14 protein-coding genes and 1 tRNA gene are annotated in these 17386 nt (G+C 48.7%); 4 read left to right on the forward strand and 11 right to left on the reverse strand.

The features are described from left to right. Nucleotides 1-70: 70 nt before the first annotated feature. The 3 genes from OXH18_RS01490 to OXH18_RS01500 form a co-directional block, all read right to left on the reverse strand. Complete coding sequence (locus tag OXH18_RS01490; protein WP_268610659.1) at nt 71-943, reverse strand: hypothetical protein; 873 nt, start codon at nt 941-943, stop codon at nt 71-73. A 151-nt stretch (nt 944-1094) separates the two neighbouring features. Beyond that, nucleotides 1095-1703, reverse strand: coding sequence for a DUF1517 domain-containing protein (locus OXH18_RS01495; protein WP_268610660.1), 609 nt, complete (start codon nt 1701-1703; stop codon nt 1095-1097). A 99-nt stretch (nt 1704-1802) separates the two neighbouring features. Beyond that, nucleotides 1803-3443: a DUF6930 domain-containing protein gene (locus OXH18_RS01500; RefSeq protein ID WP_268610661.1), complete on the reverse strand. Its 1641-nt coding sequence runs from the start codon at nt 3441-3443 to the stop codon at nt 1803-1805. Between the two features lie 433 nt (nt 3444-3876). Here OXH18_RS01500 and OXH18_RS01505 point away from each other — a divergent pair, with 433 nt between their 5' ends. Continuing rightward, nucleotides 3877-4230, forward strand: a complete 354-nt coding sequence (locus OXH18_RS01505) for a HesB/IscA family protein (protein ID WP_268610662.1) — start codon at nt 3877-3879, stop codon at nt 4228-4230. Nucleotides 4231-4558: 328 nt separating this feature from the next. Further along, entirely contained in the window at nt 4559-5575 is a 1017-nt protein-coding gene (locus tag OXH18_RS01510) for a homogentisate phytyltransferase (RefSeq protein WP_268610663.1), read from the forward strand. An 85-nt stretch (nt 5576-5660) separates the two neighbouring features. On the opposite strand, the gene OXH18_RS01515 is transcribed toward OXH18_RS01510, so the two are convergent. The 4 genes from OXH18_RS01515 to fbp all read right to left on the reverse strand — a co-directional run bounded on the left by OXH18_RS01515 (nt 5661) and on the right by fbp (nt 11809). Beyond that, nucleotides 5661-6623: a S1 family peptidase gene (locus OXH18_RS01515; RefSeq protein WP_268610664.1), complete on the reverse strand. Its 963-nt coding sequence runs from the start codon at nt 6621-6623 to the stop codon at nt 5661-5663. 893 nt (nt 6624-7516) lie between these two features. Further along, a complete protein-coding gene (gene opcA, locus OXH18_RS01520) occupies nt 7517-8860 on the reverse strand; it encodes a glucose-6-phosphate dehydrogenase assembly protein OpcA (protein ID WP_268610665.1) in 1344 nt (447 codons plus the stop codon). A gap of 102 nt (nt 8861-8962) precedes the next feature. Continuing rightward, the gene (gene zwf / locus OXH18_RS01525) at nt 8963-10492 is read right to left on the reverse strand and encodes a glucose-6-phosphate dehydrogenase (protein WP_268610666.1); all 1530 of its coding nucleotides are present in this window, start codon (nt 10490-10492) and stop codon (nt 8963-8965) included. Nucleotides 10493-10741: 249 nt separating this feature from the next. Further along, nucleotides 10742-11809 carry a class 1 fructose-bisphosphatase gene (gene fbp, locus OXH18_RS01530; protein ID WP_268610667.1) on the reverse strand — a complete coding sequence of 356 codons (1068 nt, stop codon included), beginning with the start codon at nt 11807-11809 and terminating at the stop codon, nt 10742-10744. A gap of 434 nt (nt 11810-12243) precedes the next feature. Between fbp and OXH18_RS01535 the strand changes: the two genes are divergently transcribed. Continuing rightward, nucleotides 12244-13323: an ATP-dependent 6-phosphofructokinase gene (locus OXH18_RS01535; protein ID WP_268610668.1), complete on the forward strand. Its 1080-nt coding sequence runs from the start codon at nt 12244-12246 to the stop codon at nt 13321-13323. Between the two features lie 110 nt (nt 13324-13433). Here OXH18_RS01535 and OXH18_RS01540 read toward each other — a convergent pair. The 3 genes from OXH18_RS01540 to OXH18_RS01550 form a co-directional block, all read right to left on the reverse strand. Further along, nucleotides 13434-13505 (reverse strand) — tRNA-Thr (locus OXH18_RS01540). 98 nt (nt 13506-13603) lie between these two features. Further along, nucleotides 13604-14329, reverse strand: coding sequence for an FAD-dependent thymidylate synthase (thyX, locus tag OXH18_RS01545; RefSeq protein ID WP_268610669.1), 726 nt, complete (start codon nt 14327-14329; stop codon nt 13604-13606). Nucleotides 14330-14609: 280 nt separating this feature from the next. Further along, a complete protein-coding gene (locus OXH18_RS01550) occupies nt 14610-15125 on the reverse strand; it encodes a hypothetical protein (protein ID WP_268610670.1) in 516 nt (171 codons plus the stop codon). A 189-nt stretch (nt 15126-15314) separates the two neighbouring features. Between OXH18_RS01550 and OXH18_RS01555 the strand changes: the two genes are divergently transcribed. Next, complete coding sequence (locus tag OXH18_RS01555) at nt 15315-16364, forward strand: M42 family metallopeptidase (RefSeq protein WP_268610671.1); 1050 nt, start codon at nt 15315-15317, stop codon at nt 16362-16364. 31 nt (nt 16365-16395) lie between these two features. Here the strand turns inward: OXH18_RS01555 and uvsE are convergent, their stop codons facing one another. Next, a complete protein-coding gene (gene uvsE / locus OXH18_RS01560) occupies nt 16396-17331 on the reverse strand; it encodes a UV DNA damage repair endonuclease UvsE (RefSeq protein WP_390904410.1) in 936 nt (311 codons plus the stop codon). Between the last annotated feature and the right edge of the window lie 55 nt (nt 17332-17386).

Below are 17386 nucleotides of genomic sequence, written 5' to 3' on the forward strand. Positions count from 1 at the left end.
CGTCGTTACGATGTTTTGAAAGGAAATGTGGCAGTCCGATTCAGATCTCGATTCAGCTATGCTGGAAACGTTAACGGCGTCTGCTGCGGCGACGAACCCCAGAGCTACCAAACCCACTGCCTGGTTGCCGTCGTCGCACATTGCTTGGATTATTGCGGCGTAAGTCCGTTGAACCATAGCCTGAACCGGACGGACGGTTGGTTTGGGTTCTTTGCGGATTGCGAGGACTGACTTGAGTGGCAGTAGGCGATCGTCGCAGTCGTCCAGTTGAGCGGAATTGGCGATTGCGGACTTCTGTGGGTGGCGCATTATAACGGGTTTGATATTGCCGTGCCGCCTGATCATAGGTTCTACCGTAGCTGCCGTAGCCCGTCAGCACCACACCAGGTCGATACACGGGCGGAAAGTAATATTGCGGCGTGAACAGCAGATTGCCGATCGCTTGTCCGGCTAATGCACCCGCAAATGGTGTCCAAAAGCTGCGCTCTTGCTGCACCACTACAATCTCTGGTTCACCAGTCTGTGGGTTAACTTGTTCTTCAGTGACATTATGGACATAATCAATCCGAAAATCTTCAGTTAGATGCAGCGAAGGTTGTCCTTGCTGCATTTGAAGATAGCTTGTTTCGCCCGCTTGTATTTCCTCTTCTGTCAAACGCGCCATCGGCAGATTGGTTGTTTGAAAAATAGAAGACTCGCCTGCTGCCGTATTCAGCAGTATCACCGTATAGGTACCATCGATGTCATCGTAGGTAGCCTGCTGAATCGGATATTTGCCATCCGACAGTCGAGTCGGTTCAACAGACTGGTTAACCGATGGTTGATTTGCCGATGGTTGATCAGGCGCAGATGAATTTTCTACAACCAAACCACCACACCCTACAATCGGCATTACCAGCACAGACACCATCAACACAGAAATCACGTTACGCGTTACAGCCATAAGCAGAGCGAAAAGACGATCACTCTAAAACTGTAGCGTTCAAATCTGGGGATTGGGGTACGGGAATTAGGTGATTGGAAGTTGGGGTTGAAAAAATGTTGAAAGAACGTTGAAAAAATACCGTATTACTCCCCACTCCCTATTCCCCAACTTACAGTGGAATCAATTCAGGATAATGCTGCAACAGTTGATCATCGGTCAATCGATCGCCAATCTGAGCGGGTGAGAAATGCACCTGAATTGCTCGCAAGCGATCGTCATAGTGCAAATTCATCAGGGCCTTTAAGCCAATTTTGAGGGCAGTCATGTTAGCCAGATCGGTTTCCAGCGCAGGGACTTCGCCTTCATAGGCCACTGTCAGCATCAGGACTAAGTTTTGTGTAATCGGCAAGGTTAAGGTTGCATCTAGATCGGCTTGGTCATCTGTCTCTAGCTCCAGTCCGCTGCCATAGCGTTGGGCCGAGTCGGTAAATAGCTCGGTAACATAATCACCTGCTTCGCCTTCGTCCCAAAACACTTCGCCTTCATTAGCCGCCGATCGCCAGTAGGTTTCATACTCCAGCAGGGCTTGGCAAATTTCGACGAGTCCTTCGCCCAGGGTGTGCAAATCTCCTTCATCGGCAACAGCCTGTCGAGCCGATTGGTTTAGCACCCCCAGCAATGGAGCCACTTCATTGCCTGCCAGATGAACAAACAGCCGACACACCACAATTCGGGTTTTGCCACTCATACGATTGAGGCGATCGCGCCAAGAAGTCATCGCCTACTCCTTTAGATAACTACATAATATACATAACTACATACAACTACATACATAACTACCCAATAGGTTGACTGGGCGTTTATCTGAGCTTTTTATCTAGTCTAAAAGCGATACGAGTTGAAGAGAACCCAACCCCAATTCCTTCGAGGAAATGGCTCTCACCTCAAACAAAGCCAGCATATCGTCAAGTTTTGGATTGCCCTTCGATTCGCCCCGAAATCCTTTAGCGATCACTAACCCACAGTGACCTTTTGTTTTCTTACAGCGTTGATCCCACTTTTTGCGAGCTTGAATGTGCACCGGATCAGCCTCCATGAATTCGCCAAACAGATGCAAATCGCCATTATTGAGTTGCAGAACTCCTAAATCATAGCGATCGTCCGAAAAAGGATCTTCGCCCGGACTGAAACAAATCGCCTTGAGACCACCCGCTGCCTTGAATTCTTTAATCAGAGCATTGGCCTTGGTTTGCGAAGTTTGAATCAAAATGACTGGAAAGCCATCGGCTGTTTGAGGAAAGGTCGCGTCGGCCTCTTGGTGAAACTTCACTTCCGATCGCAGCATCTTGAGAATCTCCCAAGACATCGCCCCCAAGCTGTAGAAAGCATTGTCTGGAATCAAATCACTGCGCAACACTGGCAAACTCTGCCCGAATAACTCGCTGTCCTCCTCGCCTGCCGACATTTCTGCTAATTCATGGGCTAGGTCTGGCATCGTTGCCACTTTCACGGTAACCCGCTTGCTGCTCTCCAAAGGCTCAGGAATCCGATAACGACCTGTGACGGGCGGAAACTCATCTATGCTCAACCGTCGAAGGTTTTGGTGGAAAAAGCGATGCAACGCTTGTAGAGCCACTAAAACCACGCTGGCTTCCTCAGTATAAAGCGAGGGGCGCATCCCTTCGAGGGGGTGCAAATTGCCAAACGAGGGGTAGACGCCATGTTGCTCATAGAACGCTTGGAAGGCAGCACCTTCTTCATCAAGCTCCGCCTCTGGTGCAATGTCGTCTTGCTCAAATGTGACAAACAAACAATCTTGTTCTAGAAACGCTCCTTCCAACTCATCTGGGCTGTCGCCTGCTGCCAACACTCGCCGTCGAAATTGCTTCAGTGAATCGAGCGATCGATACATTAACAGACCATACTCCATTCCCAACATGCCCAAGACTGAGACATAGAGCGTATCCACGTCTTCGTGATTTAACTCGACTGCTAACACCTTTTCTTCGTCAAGTCGTTCCCAGGGCGCATCCTGCCAAATGTCTTGGATGGCTGTCAGCATTGGCTCTACAAATTCAGGCGGCAGTTGAGGGGGACGACTGCGAGCAATGCCTTGAAGTCCGTCAAAGATTTCGTCAATCAGCGGTAGTTCAGAGACATACTCCACCACAATATCGAGATCTTGCAGCACCCCACGTAAGAAAAACTGAACTTCGCGATCGCGTACCACAATCTTCTGCGGTCGTCCGGGTGGAGAAGGGCTGTGCGGATATTCCATCGCTTGCAGCAGCGTTCGCACAATTGCCTCGTGCCCAGCCTCGCAGGGAACCATATCCATCGCGCGTACTACGCCTTCGGTGCCATCCACCCACAAGATGCACTCGCCTTGTGTTCGTCCTCCTGTTTCAGTTCTCATAGCCAAATTGGACGACAGAAAACGACGATCGCCTTCCCACACGCAGGGAACTTGGCGCAAACTTTGGAGGCGACGACGGGTAGAGCGATTCAAAGCAGTCATACAACACAACCAGCTAAATAGCAGTTAGAGAAATAGGCTTATTAGGACAAGACACAGTGGATGCAGGGGGTAAGTACGATCGGGATCAAAATGGTAAAGAGCACACTTATTCGGTTCGATGAACTACGAACCTGATGCAGCTTGACTAGACTCACGCCAAGGCGATAGTTCAACACAATCTAAATCGTAGATGAATATTGATGCAGACATTCTAACGATGCTAGAGACTTCCTGGCCGCTCTTAGACAAAAAGCTTGAGACAATCGGCTTGAGACTGTTTAAGTTAAATAAGAACTAACTTAACCGTTCGGGTACAAGGCTCAAAACTCTCTATCGATAGAGTTGGCAATTACTTTGCCACAGGTTTCATCCATCCGTTACCATCATGGTATAGCGTCTCATTAGCGGATTTCTGAGGGAGCCTCAACTAGAAATGACACAAGCAACTCAATCTCAACAGCCTGGCATTTTGATGTCTGACGCCGCCCTTCGTCACGTGCTGGCCCTGCGAGATAAAATGGGCAAAGATTTGTGCTTGCGAGTAGGAGTGCGCCAGGGCGGGTGTTCTGGCATGTCCTATATGATGGACTTTGAAGAGCCAAGCAACATTCGAGAAAATGATGAAGTGTATGATTATGACGGCTTCAAAGTTGTGTGCGATCCCAAAAGCATTCTGTATCTCTATGGTCTAACGCTGGACTATAGCGATGCTTTGATCGGAGGCGGCTTCCAATTTACTAATCCCAATGCGAATCAAACCTGTGGCTGCGGCAAGTCATTTTCGTAGAGCGACTTCTTATAGCAGGTTTTGTCAGAACGACGTTACACGTTCTGGGTGAATATCTCGGTGAATAGCATTCCAGCGCAGTCGCATGGAGCTGTGTTGGCTTTGCAAGAATGCCAAACTACAACAGACAAAGCGAGATACCCGTTGACGCAAGCAGTTATCGATTAATGTGCTTGTAATATGCCTGTCAGTGATTGGGGTAGATGACGAGCCATTAATCTGATACTCAACCAATAAATAGCTCAACACTCAAATAAATAACTCAACACTCAATAGGAGAGTGCCCTGCTCACGGTAGAATCATGCCGGAAGTCTTGTCCGATCATTCATGAGCCAGCTTCACTCGGAAGAATCATCTATTTTAGACCCTCAGTCTGCTCAAGTTCACTTCACCCAACGCCCCATTGCCTGGCTATCTGCTTTTTGGAAGTTTGCCCGTCCTCATACGATCGTTGGAACTAGCCTGAGTGTCTTGGCTCTATTTTTAATTGCACTGGCAGAAACTCACGCTATTTCTTTTACTTCTGATTTAGTTTCTGATTCCTTGCTGCTGGTCCCTGCTCTGGTTGCCTGTTTGTGTGGCAATGTCTATATTGTGGGTTTGAATCAATTAGAAGATGTTGAAATCGATCGCATTAACAAACCCCACTTGCCTTTGGCATCCGGTGAGTTTTCCCGCCGCCAAGCTCAGGCCATTGTCGCGACCGCTGGTAGCTTAGCGCTGCTGATCTCGGCGTGGCAGGGCATTTTCTTAATGGCAACGGTTTGGTTAAGTGTCGCCATTGGCACCGCCTATTCGTTGCCGCCTATTCGCCTCAAGCGCTTTCCCATCTGGGCATCATTATGTATTTTTTCGGTACGGGGGGCGATCGTCAACTTGGGGTTATATCTGCATTTCAATCAAAAAATGACTCCGCTTGACCAAAATTTGCCCACAAGCCTGCTCACAATTCCAGCAACGGTATGGGCTTTAACGCTGTTTATTTTGGTATTCACGTTTGCCATTGCCATCTTCAAAGATATTCCTGATTTGGAAGGCGATCGGCGCTATCACATTACCACCTTCACCGTCCAACTCGGACAGCAAACTGTTTTCAGTGTTGCTCGTTGGGTTTTAACGGTTTGCTATCTCGGGATGATCATTGGCGCAGCGTTGATTACACAAATTCATGCACCGTTCTTAATAGCGACCCATCTTGCTGCATTGGTTGTCCTTTGGGGGTTAAGTTGGCGCGTTGATTTGCAAGAGAAGGTTTCAATTGCGCAATTTTACCAATTCATTTGGAAGCTGTTTTTTTTAGAGTATTTGCTGTTTCCAATCGCCTGTCTGCTAGCACAGCCGTAGCATGCAGCCAAACACAGCCCTGCTCTTAGTAAAAACGGGCAGGGTGATTTAAAGAACTGGTTGAAGGTCTTTTAAAGTCTCGGCATTATCGCCACCAACCAGGCGGCGGTGGTGCCCCAAACGGCGGCGGAACCAATCGTCGAGGTGGCGGACCCGATGGTCTGGGCGGATACCCTGGCTCAAACTGTGGAGGGACAGGGCTAAGTGGTATTTCGCCCGCTAGAAACTGCCGAACTTGCTCGACTGGAATCGCAATTTCTTCGGTTGTTTCCCCTTGGGTGATGCCGATGACCTTGCCATTTGCCTCTAAAGGGCCACCTGAATTGCCGTGAGTAATGGTTCCTTGCTTGATAGCCAAACAAGGCGCAATCGCCAAGCAGTTTTGGGTAAAGCCTAACAATGTAGAGTCCTTCGTCGTCAATGGACGATTTTGAGGGAACCCAATCGCCCGCACTGGCGTACCTCCGGCGGGAGAGGCGTCTGCCAAGTCCGCGGCTGGAAAGCTTACACCTCGCACGAACAGCAAAGCCAAATCCATTTCTGGAGATTGGCTAATTACCTCGGCGTCGTACTGTTCTCCTTCACCACCCAATTTCACGGATGGTTGGCTGCCCGTATTCGCTATAACGTGGTAATTCGTTATCACCACAGAGCCTTCTGCTGCGGCAATTCCAGCTAAGGCTGGATCGATTGAGACACCAGAGGCACAAACTTCACCACCCCGGGGAACGAACCCAACCACGCAAATGGTAGCGCTGCGAACATCGGCGGAATTTGTTATCCGCCGGGCTGCACTGCGTTCGATTGCCGAAGTGTCCCGTTCCGCTGGGGTTTGAGAAACGGTGCGATCGCGCTCTACCTGAGCCGGGGGTAACGGAGAATTGTAGGACAATTCAGGACGAGGTCGGGTCCACTCGAGGCCGATAGCCGTAATACCCGCACCAAATAGCAAAACGCCTAAATAGCTAAGCCAGGTCGCCGCTCGATTGGACGGAGGGACTGTATAAACCGATCGACGACGAGGTGGGCGTGAGGAAGAATATCTCATGAGAAATGTCCTAGAGTGGCTGGGTCATGAGGTAGCAACCTAAGTACAGTCGTAAGAAAATGCTGTGCTGGGGCTGCTTAGCTAGGCAACAAATGCTGTCACTCAGTCAAAAAACAAGAATCTGTTAGGGGACGATCGAATGAACCGTTAGTCTTGAATAAATCAGAAGTGAATCAAACTAAGCTGTCAAGATTTAGCCGATAGGAAAGAGACAATGTGTGATTTTAATCGGTAATTAACTGGAGAATTTAAACTAGAACACGGTCAAGTTGAGAGAAGAGCCGTACAGAAACGCCAGGTGAACGACAACAATAGAGACAAAGAGCAAGATAAAGAGTAGATAAATACTATTCAGATGCAATGACTGCAAATCCTGATGAAATTGCTAATTAAGTTGATCCATTAACCAATTTGTAAGATAGATCTGCCTATGCACTAAGTGACTCTATACAATCTGTCTTTAATACTCTCCATAGTCTCTCGAGGTTCAACAACACAGATTACCCTGCTGGAAAGACGGCGTGCTAGACCAGCGATCTCAATGATTAAAATCGTCTCCCATAACGAAAAATAACATTGATCGGCAAACGATGAAAAGGTGAATGACAAAAGTTTCCCCACCTGTTACTGGTTTTAGTTTGTTTGTACCATACTTTCTACGCTAGCGCTAGTGTCTAAGCAGGCAAAAGATAGCCCGTCTGTCTAGAGCTAAAGTAACCCCGCTTTGAAGCTAAAGTTGTCATCACAACATGGGCGATTCTCCATAAAACTTGACAACCAGCCTGATGAATCACCCCTGATGCTTGCCTTGACGGAATTGAGTTGCTCGACGATAGTGTGGGGCCGCTGCTGTGGCTGCCCCCCGCACTTGCCTCACTTATCTCACTATCTTTTTAACGACCTTGCATCAGCTTGAGGATTTTAGCCACCACATCCATGCTTTCCTCGTACAGCGGATCACGTCCCCATCGCTGAAGTTGCTGGCTTAGCAAAAACTCAGCTTTTTGATCGTTCGTCGCGGTTACTTGCTCGGTGCGACAAGACTGAGCGCTGCCCCCTGCTTCCATACGCATACAGCCCGTCGTTTCTGAGCAAAGAATTGTGCAACAATTGGCATTTAAATTAGTGGAATCCAATCGTAACCCAATCAAATCCCCAATAATTTCACCTGCGTCCGCGGTAGGAATAGCTGCTAGTTCCGCTTGAATGGTGATACCGTTTGAGCCTTTGAACTGAATGTGCTTGAGGTCATAGTCTCCGCCTTCTTCCTGGTAAGACACGGGTTCCCAATCCAAGCGGCTGGCAAACCATCCCAAAAACATCAGGGCTTGGGCTGCATTGCCCTTCTCATAGTCGATGCTAATGCGATCGACATCCCCCAAGGCGCTACGACGTTCCGGTGGATCAAACGCTGACGCTGTCAGTTCCTGCCAAGCCGAGAGCCGGTGCCAGTTCAAGTCGGCAACCGACGTTTCTGCTTCGATCAGTTCTTGAATTTTGAGGAATTCTGATTCTGGGTCGCTGAAATACGACGAATCCAAAATAATGCAGTTACAGCTTTCCTTCAGCTTCTTGAACAAATCTTGTTCAGGGTTTGGAGTAGCTTTCCACCATACAAATTTAGGCAAACCCGGAATCAGTAACGCCGCAACCGTACTGCCAACACGGTTGAGGGCGGCTTTTGTACCGCGTAAGGTGATGTATTCACAGCAGATTAAGCTGCCCCCAGAGGTGGTCTTTTGAATGGGACAATAGGCCGAAACTTGAGCCGTCACGCCCTCATCGTCATGACCAAGGGTAGGAGAGAGGGTAATAATCCGACAGGGATTTTGTACCGAGATGGCCTCGCTGAGCGTGTAGCCGCGTTGATCGGAATTTGCAAACGTCAGTTTTTCAGGCGGCAATTTTGCCACTTCTTCGCGCAACCGAGCCAATGTTTCAGTATCAACACGCCCTGTCATCCGCAATCCATAGGCTTTCTGAGCTTTCAGCACGGCATCTTTGGTATCACCACCGTGAAAGCCATCGATCGGCCCATCATAGAAGCCCAGAATGGCCAAAAGTTGTTGAAATTCTTCTGGTTCATACACCACCATACTAAAGGTCGAGGCGCGGATGGCGGCAGGAGCTCCTTTCTCGACATTCTGGCTATGCCAAATTTGGCTCAGTTCCGCTTCGATCTCACTCGGCGAAATATCTTTGGGTTTTTGTAAGGTAACAAGAGGTGTGGTAGTCATGGGTGAATGCGTCAGTAGGGGAGATAAAAGATAAAGACTAAAGGCTGAAGGATAAAAGACCAAGGTGATTAATTCTTGTCTCCCTTATCCTTCTATCCTTACTTAAAGTCTGCGCCAACGTCGGCCGTCACGGTTGAGCAGCAGTTCTGCTTCGATCGGTCCCCAAGTACCAGCTTCATATAGAGGAATGGTTTCTGGGGCAGCGGGAGCATCCCACACGCTCAGCAGTGGAGTAAGAATGCGCCAAGATGCTTCGACTTCGTCGCCTCGAGTAAATAGGGTTTGGTCGCCCAACATACAGTCCACCAATAGCCGTGCATAGGCATCGGTGTTGGCTTGCCCAAAGGCAGTATCATAGCGGAAGTCCATTTCCACCGATCGGGTTCTTAACGATGTACCAGGAGTTTTTACTTCAAAGCGCATAGAAATCCCTTCATCGGGTTGAATTCGCATCGCCAGTACATTCGGATTCGCTTGTTTAGAAGCAGACTGGAACATTAAAAAGGGCACATCTTTAAATTGAATGGCGATCTCACTCACCTTTTTGGGCATCCGCTTGCCAGTGCGCAAATAGAAGGGCACGTCTTTCCAGCGCCAGTTGTCAATATTGAGCTTAATGGCGGCATAGGTTGGCGTGGTAGAAGTAGGGCTGGCTCCCTCTTCGTCGCGATAACCTGGAACCATCTTATTGTCTCGCCAACCGCTGGTATACTGTCCACGCACGGCCGATCGTTCTAGGCGCTCAACATCAGCAATATGCGTTGCCTGTAGCACCTTTACCTTTTCATTGCGAATGCTGTCAGCATCCAAAGAGTTAGGCGGTTCCATGGCTGTTAAGCAGAACAACTGCATCAGATGGTTTTGCACCATATCGCGTAGCGCCCCGGAGGTTTCATAGTAACCTGCTCGCCCTTCTAGACCAACAGATTCCGCCACCGTAATTTGCACATGATCTACAAACTGCCGGTTCCACAGGGGTTCAAAAATGGCGTTGGCAAAGCGAAACACCATCAAGTTTTGCACCGTCTCTTTACCGAGGTAGTGGTCAATCCGATACACTTGGCGTTCGTTGCAAACTTGCTGCACGATCCGATTTAAAGCTTGAGCCGAGGTCAAGTCTTTGCCAAAGGGTTTTTCAATCACCAACCGCTGCTTTTCCGGTTCTTTCAGCATTTCGGCGGCTCCTAGTTGCAAAATCGCGCCCGAGAAGAAGCGGGGAGCCACAGCTAGATAAAATACTCGATTGCCACGGGTGCCACGTAGCTCATCTAGTTCCGATAGCCGTTGATTGAGCTTATGATAACTATCGGCATTGTCCATATCGGCGGGACAGTAAAAGATGCCTCTGGCGAAGTCTTGCCAAATTTCTTCTTTCCCCAAGCCACCGCCGAACTGTTCAACGCCTTCCCTTAAATGCTCGCGAAAGAAATCATCGCTCCACTCGCGACGAGCCACGCCAACGATCGTCAACTCCGGCGGCAAGCGGCGTTCCAGTTTCATCTGGTAAAGAGCAGGGACAAGTTTCCGTTGGGTCAAATCGCCTGATGCCCCAAAAATCACCAAAATTTGCGGTTCTGGGACTCGATCTTGCTGTAGACCAACGCGAAGGGGATTTTCAATAAGGCTAATCATGATAATGGAGGTGAATTGAAGGTTGGGGGTTAAGAGTCAGGGAGTGGAGGTTAGGAATCGGGGAGCAAAAGTAGGACCAAAAGAGTCAGTTCCATCGTTCATCCTTATGCCCCTCATCTTTTATCCTTTACCGTTTCTAGAAGAACTGGCTGTATTGCGTGGTACGAACTGAATTCGCGCACCAGCATAGGCAATCAAGCTTAACAATGAATAAAGACAAGATTAAGCCTCGATCGCCTGCGTCAGTGTTCAGGATGAGGATGCCAGCAATTCTTGTTTTTGCCGATCGCCTTCCTGAATAAAGGACTCGACGAGAGCCACGTCTTCACGGCTGCCAATAATCAGCGGGGTGCGCGCGTGCAGCTTATCGGGGATAACATCCAAAATTTCCTGGGAACCAGTGCTGGCTCGTCCTCCAGCTTGTTCAACCAGAAAGGCTAACGGAGCCGATTCATACAGCAACCGCAGTTTGCCTTCTGGTTTTTTGACGGTTCCAGGGTAAAGAAACACACCGCCTTGAAACAGAATGCGATGAATGTCGCCTACCAGTGCTCCACTATAGCGAGCGGTATAGCCTTCATGTCGATGAACATAGCGAATGTAATCGCGGATGGAATCTTCCCACTGCCAGAAGTTTCCCTCGTTGACGCTATAAACCGGGCCATGGTCGGGAATACGGATATTTTCTGCGGAAAGAATGAATTCTCCTAGGCTGGGATCGAGGGTAAAGGCATGAACACCGCGCCCGATCGAATACACCAACAAGGTGCTGGGGCCATAGAGAATATAGCCTGCTGCAATTTGGTTCCGTCCTGCTTGCAAAAGGTCTTTAGCCGAGTGATCAAGGTCTTCGCCTTCTTGGCGGCGAATTGAGAAAATTGAGCCAACGTTGAGGTTGATGTCTACATTGGAGGAACCGTCGATCGGATCGTAGAGTAGAGTGTAGCGACCGATCGGGCAATTTTCGGGAATGTAATAGGGGTTCTCCATCTCCTCGGATGCCAACCGGCACACCAGCCCGCTTTGCTGAAAAGCAGAGATAAATACCTGGTTGGCAAAAATGTCCATCTTTTTAACAGATTCGCCTTGCACATTGGTGCGCCCCGTAAATCCCAAGGCATCTTCGACTAATCCTGCCCGCGTCAACCGACGGGCAATCAGTTTGCCAGCCAAGGCAATACGATTCATCAAGGCGCTTAAATCTTGCGCTTCAGGAGAAAAACTTTGCAATTGTTGCAGCACATGCCGAGCCAGGGTTGTGCTGTCGCGATCGAGTGCATATTGATAGTCAAGGGCTAACGGTTCGATATCGGTCATACGGGTTCCTCTCCGTTAGTTAAGTAATGAGCAGCCGCAAATCCGGAGATTTTAGTTGCAGGTAGTAGGCAGTGCTGACCCTATTGGAATAGGTGTTCAGGTAACGCTGCGGCCCTTATATGGACGGTTTGATCAGGGCTTTCAATCTAAAATCATTACGGATTCAAGCTACCTCTACCTCCTATGATAGGAAGACCTTTTCAGAAGCGGGCTGAGCTTTAGGTCAATTACAGAAATCATCCTGGAATCTATAGGGTTGAACTAGGTTGAACTCGCCTGAACCAGCAATTTGCTACGAAACGACACAAAACTTGACCGTTCCTCTCCTGAATTTAAAGAACCTATGCTAGGGCGATCGTCCATCCCCTCTGCGACAGATACTGAAAAACACAGATGTTTTAGTTGTTTGAGTCTTAGAAAATTTGGGAGGTTGTATGGGCGGGCAAAAACGCATTGGCATTCTGACCAGTGGTGGAGATTGCGCCGGATTGAATGCGGTCATTCGAGCCGTGGTTCATCGAGCAGTCTCGGCCTATGACTGGGAGGTGGTCGGAATTTGTAGGGCCACGCAAGGGCTAATGCGACGCCCGTTGGATGTTGTGATGCTAGATATTCCCCAGGTTGATTCACTGCTGATGGTGGGTGGAACGGTACTAGGCACGACCAACAAAGGTGATCCGTTTGCGTTTAGTATGCCCGATGGCACGCTGATCGATCGATCGGCTGAAATTACGACGGGCTATCACCTGCTGGGGTTGGATGCAATCATTGGCATTGGTGGGGATGGCAGCTTGGCGATTTTGCGACGCCTGGCCCAGCAAGGTGGGTGGAATTTAGTTGGCATTCCCAAAACCATCGACAATGATTTGGGCTGTACAGAACGATCGATCGGGTTTGATACGGCTGTGAATATTGCTACCGAAGCTCTCGATCGATTGCACTTCACGGCCGCTAGCCACTCGCGAGTGATGATTTTAGAAGTCATGGGTCGTGATGCTGGCCATATTGCCATCAGCGCTGGCATTGCAGGTGGGGCTGATGTGATTCTGATTCCGGAAATTCCCTACAGCATCGACAAAATTTGCGAGAAGATTCGACAACGGCAGGCACGGGGGCAAAACTTCTGCGTGGTCGTAGTAGCAGAATCAGTCAAAACCGAAACAGGTGAACCTGTGACAAAGTTGGAGTGTTTAGGACAGACCCGCTATGGCGGTATTGGTCAATATCTTGCCGATCGCATCTCGGCAGGCAGTGGGGCTGAAACCCGTGTCACGGTCTTGGGGCATGTGCAACGCGGGGGAGTACCGTCTCCGCTCGATCGCTTGGTGGCTGCCGCCTTTGGTGTCGCCGCTGTAGACCTCATTGCTGAGGGAAAGTTTGACCATCTTGTTACCTGGCAAAACCGACAAGTTGTCAGTGTCCCCATTGCTGAAGCAATTGCAGAGTATGGCACTGTCGATCCGAACGGAACGCTGGTAAAAACGGCCCGGGGATTAGGAATTTGTTTAGGATGACAAACATTAGACCAGAAGCCAGTCGTATTCTAAATCCTGGCTTCTTGTTTGAATGGTCGTCTTAATTCAGTGTTCTACTCACGGTTTGCCATATCATCCGAACACGACAAAGCCGGTGATGAGATTTGAACTCACGGCCGCTCGATTACGAATCGAGTGCTCTACCACTGAGCTACACCGGCAATAGCGTGATCCATTGTAGCAAATACAAGCTGCTTCTGTTTAGAGGTTCGACTAAGTTTTGGGTAGCATGAATGAAAAAAATGACAAAATGAAGCCACTACGGAGCTAGACGCGCTTTTTTCAGCCGCGTTGCTTCATACCATTCGGCAATGGCAGGAACCCATGCCTTGAAGTGGGGCCAGATCAGTTCGCACAGTTCTTGGGCTTCTAGCTGAGCATCAGCTTTCCAGCGCAAATCTAGCAAATGCATGAGCGATCGAACATTGGCAGACATGACCCAGTGTTGCCGTACATCAAAGGGAAGGATGCCACGAGCATGTTCTTCAGAAAAACCTTGCTGAATGCGATCGTAATAGCGATGGCACGCTGCCAAACACCACTCGATGTCTTGATGTCTCAGTTCTTTCGTGTACTCATAATGTTTGCCTTGGCGATCGGTGTATTGGCCTTCAGGACGCAAGTAGAACACTTCCTCTACATCGCGAGTGCCGCTGATGACATCAAGAATGCGCTTGCCGGTGTAGCGGAAACTTTGAACATCGAAGCTGACGCCAACGCGATGTGTTCGCATCTGTTGCATGGTCGAGTGAGGGAAATAGCCACAGTTTAACGTGATTTGTGGATGTTCTAACGGTCCATAGTGGCCGCGATTGCCAGCTAGCAAATTCTTGACAATAATCTCTCCGCACCGCGCTTCAGGAGGAAATCGATCGCGATCGTGCCAAACAAAGCTCTCTGCATAATCCTGATGCATTGCGGCATAGATTACCTGCTGTGGATCAGATGTTTGTGAAATTACTTCAACCGTAAAGAAACGATCCATACACCATACGCCAAACACAATTAGGTTTTACAGGATAGCGCTATTTAGGAAAAGTGGATGATGGCGGTGTGAGATCTTGCTATAGAAATTTTGTTAGGTATGGGTCAAATCAAAGAGGGGGATTCGCTAGTTGGTAATTGGTAATTGGAAACTGGTAATCGGCCAGTCGGTAATGTTGATTCTGTCAACTCACTCCCGATGACCGATTCTCCTGTATCTAAAGGCTCTTGCCTAAATGAGAGAACACAAAGGCACTCACATCACCACAGAGCGATCGCAACTAAGCTAAAACGAAATCTACTTCATTCGTGCCCTGAGTTTTGCCTTGTCCAGAAGTCATCTTCTTGCCATTCACTTCTACAGCAAAGGGAGTGCCGCCAAGGTTTAGATTATAGTCAGTTTCTTGTCCGGTATATCCGACACTAGCAATCATTTTGCGTTCTTTGCCGTCGGGTGTGTAGATGAATGCCAGCATTTGATTTTTGTTTTTTTGCGTGTCGCGGGCCCAGACAACCATATATTGCCGTCCCTGATAATCAAAAACTTTCGGCGCACGTGAGGGAACATACCGACCTGGTGCTCCAAAGCTAGCATCTAGAAACTTTTGCAGAGAGTCGTCTTTGACGACGGCATAGCTAACTTCCTGTGCAGAAGTAGCTTCTTGGTCCCCAGCGCTTTCGGCGGGAGCCTCTTCTTTTCCACGATTTTTGAAGTAATCAACTGCCATTTTGGTGCCGATCGCGCCAACAGTGGCAATTCCTGCACCTGCCAATATATTCCGAAGACGATTATTCATGGGCTTTCTGCTCCAAGTTAGTAAGTATCACGATTTGCAACGCTAAGTTCGGTACTGTATCAGACTCTAGAAGACTCTGTACTAGGTTAATTCGCTTCTAATTAACATTTAAGGTTTGTCGTTCTGCTTGAGAAAGAACACTAAGATTGATCGTAATCTTCCAGAACTTACTGCTTTGTGGACTTGACAGTGAACTTGACATTTGAGTCGCTTGTGCAAACGATTACGGAATTAGTGCTATGCCATTCACCTAGCGGTGTTGAAACTGAAGTCGATCGCTATTTGTTGCAACGGTTTGCAGCCCTTCAGGTGGAAGCATGGCTTGATGAGGCTGGCAATTTAATTGCGAAGTTACCAGGACGTCAGTCTGACCGAGCAATTGCCATCACTGCCCACAAAGACGAGATCGGAGCTTTGGTGAAGCGCATTGATGATGCGGGTCGGGTGGAAGTGCGAAAACTAGGCGGGGCCTACCCATGGGTCTATGGCGAAGGTGTGGTGGATTTGCTGGGCGATCGGGAAACCATCAGCGGTATTCTCAGCTTTGGTTCGCGGCATGTGTCTCATGAGTCGCCCCAAAAAGCTCAGCAAGAGACCAAACCTGTGCGATGGGAAACGGCCTGGATTGAAACTAAATGCTCTCTATCAGAGTTGGAAGCAGCAGGTATTCGTCCCGGTACCCGCATGGTCGTGGGCAAACATCGCAAACACCCCTTTCGGCTCAAAGATTACATTGCCAGTTACACGCTCGATAACAAAGCCTCGATCGCCATTTTGTTAGCCTTAGCTGAGCAAATACAACAACCTGCTGTAAATGTGTTTCTTGTCGCTTCCTCCAAAGAGGAAGTAGGAGCCATTGGAGCGCTTTATTTTACACAACGACAAAAATTAGATGCCTTGATTGCTTTGGAAATCTGCCCATTGTCTAAAGAATACCCGATTGACGATAGCATAGACCCAGTATTGCTCTCTCAAGATGGATATGGGCTATATGACGAAGGACTGAATCAAGAGTTATACCAAGCGGCACAACAGGTAGGCATTCCGCTTCAGTTTGCAGCAATCAGCGGGTTTGGCAGCGATGCCTCGATCGCCATGAAGTTTGGGCACGTGGCACGAGCAGCTTGTCTGGGCTTTCCCACTCAAAATACCCACGGCTATGAAATTGCGCATTTGGGGGCAATTAAGCGGTGCGTTGAGGTGTTACAGGTATATTGCTGTGAAAGGAATGCTGAATAATGTCATGGGAACGATCGTCTCACTAACCATGCTATGCCGCAAGATTTGCCGGATTTGACAGCCACTCTTTCCGTAATTTGGCGATCGCTAATTCCTTTTGTTTCGCTTCCACTTCAATCCACGATACTTGCCAATAGGAACTGGGCATCAGCGTGATAAAGTCACTATGACGAGGGTCTAAAAACGACTCATTACCGTTAGAAATATGAACAAGTTGCCAATCGGGAACAGTCCAGGTTGAACGGGCGGCTGTTACCATTTCAGCTACAGTAGGATCTTCATAGGTTTCAAGCTGTTCGTGAATGACATGATGATGCGCATCAAACACCATCGGGATTTCTGCGGCATGGCAAATCTCTAAAATCTGGCGGGCGCTGTAAGCGTGCTCATCATTCTCCAACGTTAGGCGCGATCGAATGTTATCTGGTAAATTGCGAATGACGCTCACCAACCGGTCAACTCGATCGCCTTTGCCACCATGAATATTCATCAGTGCCCAAGATGATTGCGGTAAACCCAACAAATCGAACGATCGGGCATGGGCGGCGAGAATTTTGATACTGTTCTCGATAACTTCGGGGCGATCGGAATTTAACACCACAAATTGATCAGGATGCAAAACTAACCGAATCGCTTGGTCGTGCGCCAACTGACCCACTTGTTGCATAGTATCGGCAAATTCCGACAATACAGCGGCTCCTAGCGCATCGTCGGCAAAGGGAAACAAGGCAGAACTCAGACGATACAATTGAATACCTTCGCTGGCGCAAAAGTTGATAGCAAGCCTTAGTCGATCCAGATTATCGCGGTAGAGATTGCGTAGTAGCTGCTCTTGCTCAGCAAGGGAAAATTGCAAGAGACGTTTTCGGGTGACGGTGCGGAATCGAACAGCCTTAGACGCTGTAATACAAACCAATCCTAGCTTGGGTGGTTTAATGATCTGTGATCGATCGATAGCGACGTTCATCATCTCTCAATAGTTCTTCTAACTAGCTTGAGTTAATCCTCGATGAGGTAACAAG

It is taken from the genome of Thermocoleostomius sinensis A174, assembly GCF_026802175.1.
In the GTDB taxonomy this organism is placed as follows: Bacteria; Cyanobacteriota; Cyanobacteriia; order Elainellales; family Elainellaceae; genus Thermocoleostomius; species Thermocoleostomius sinensis.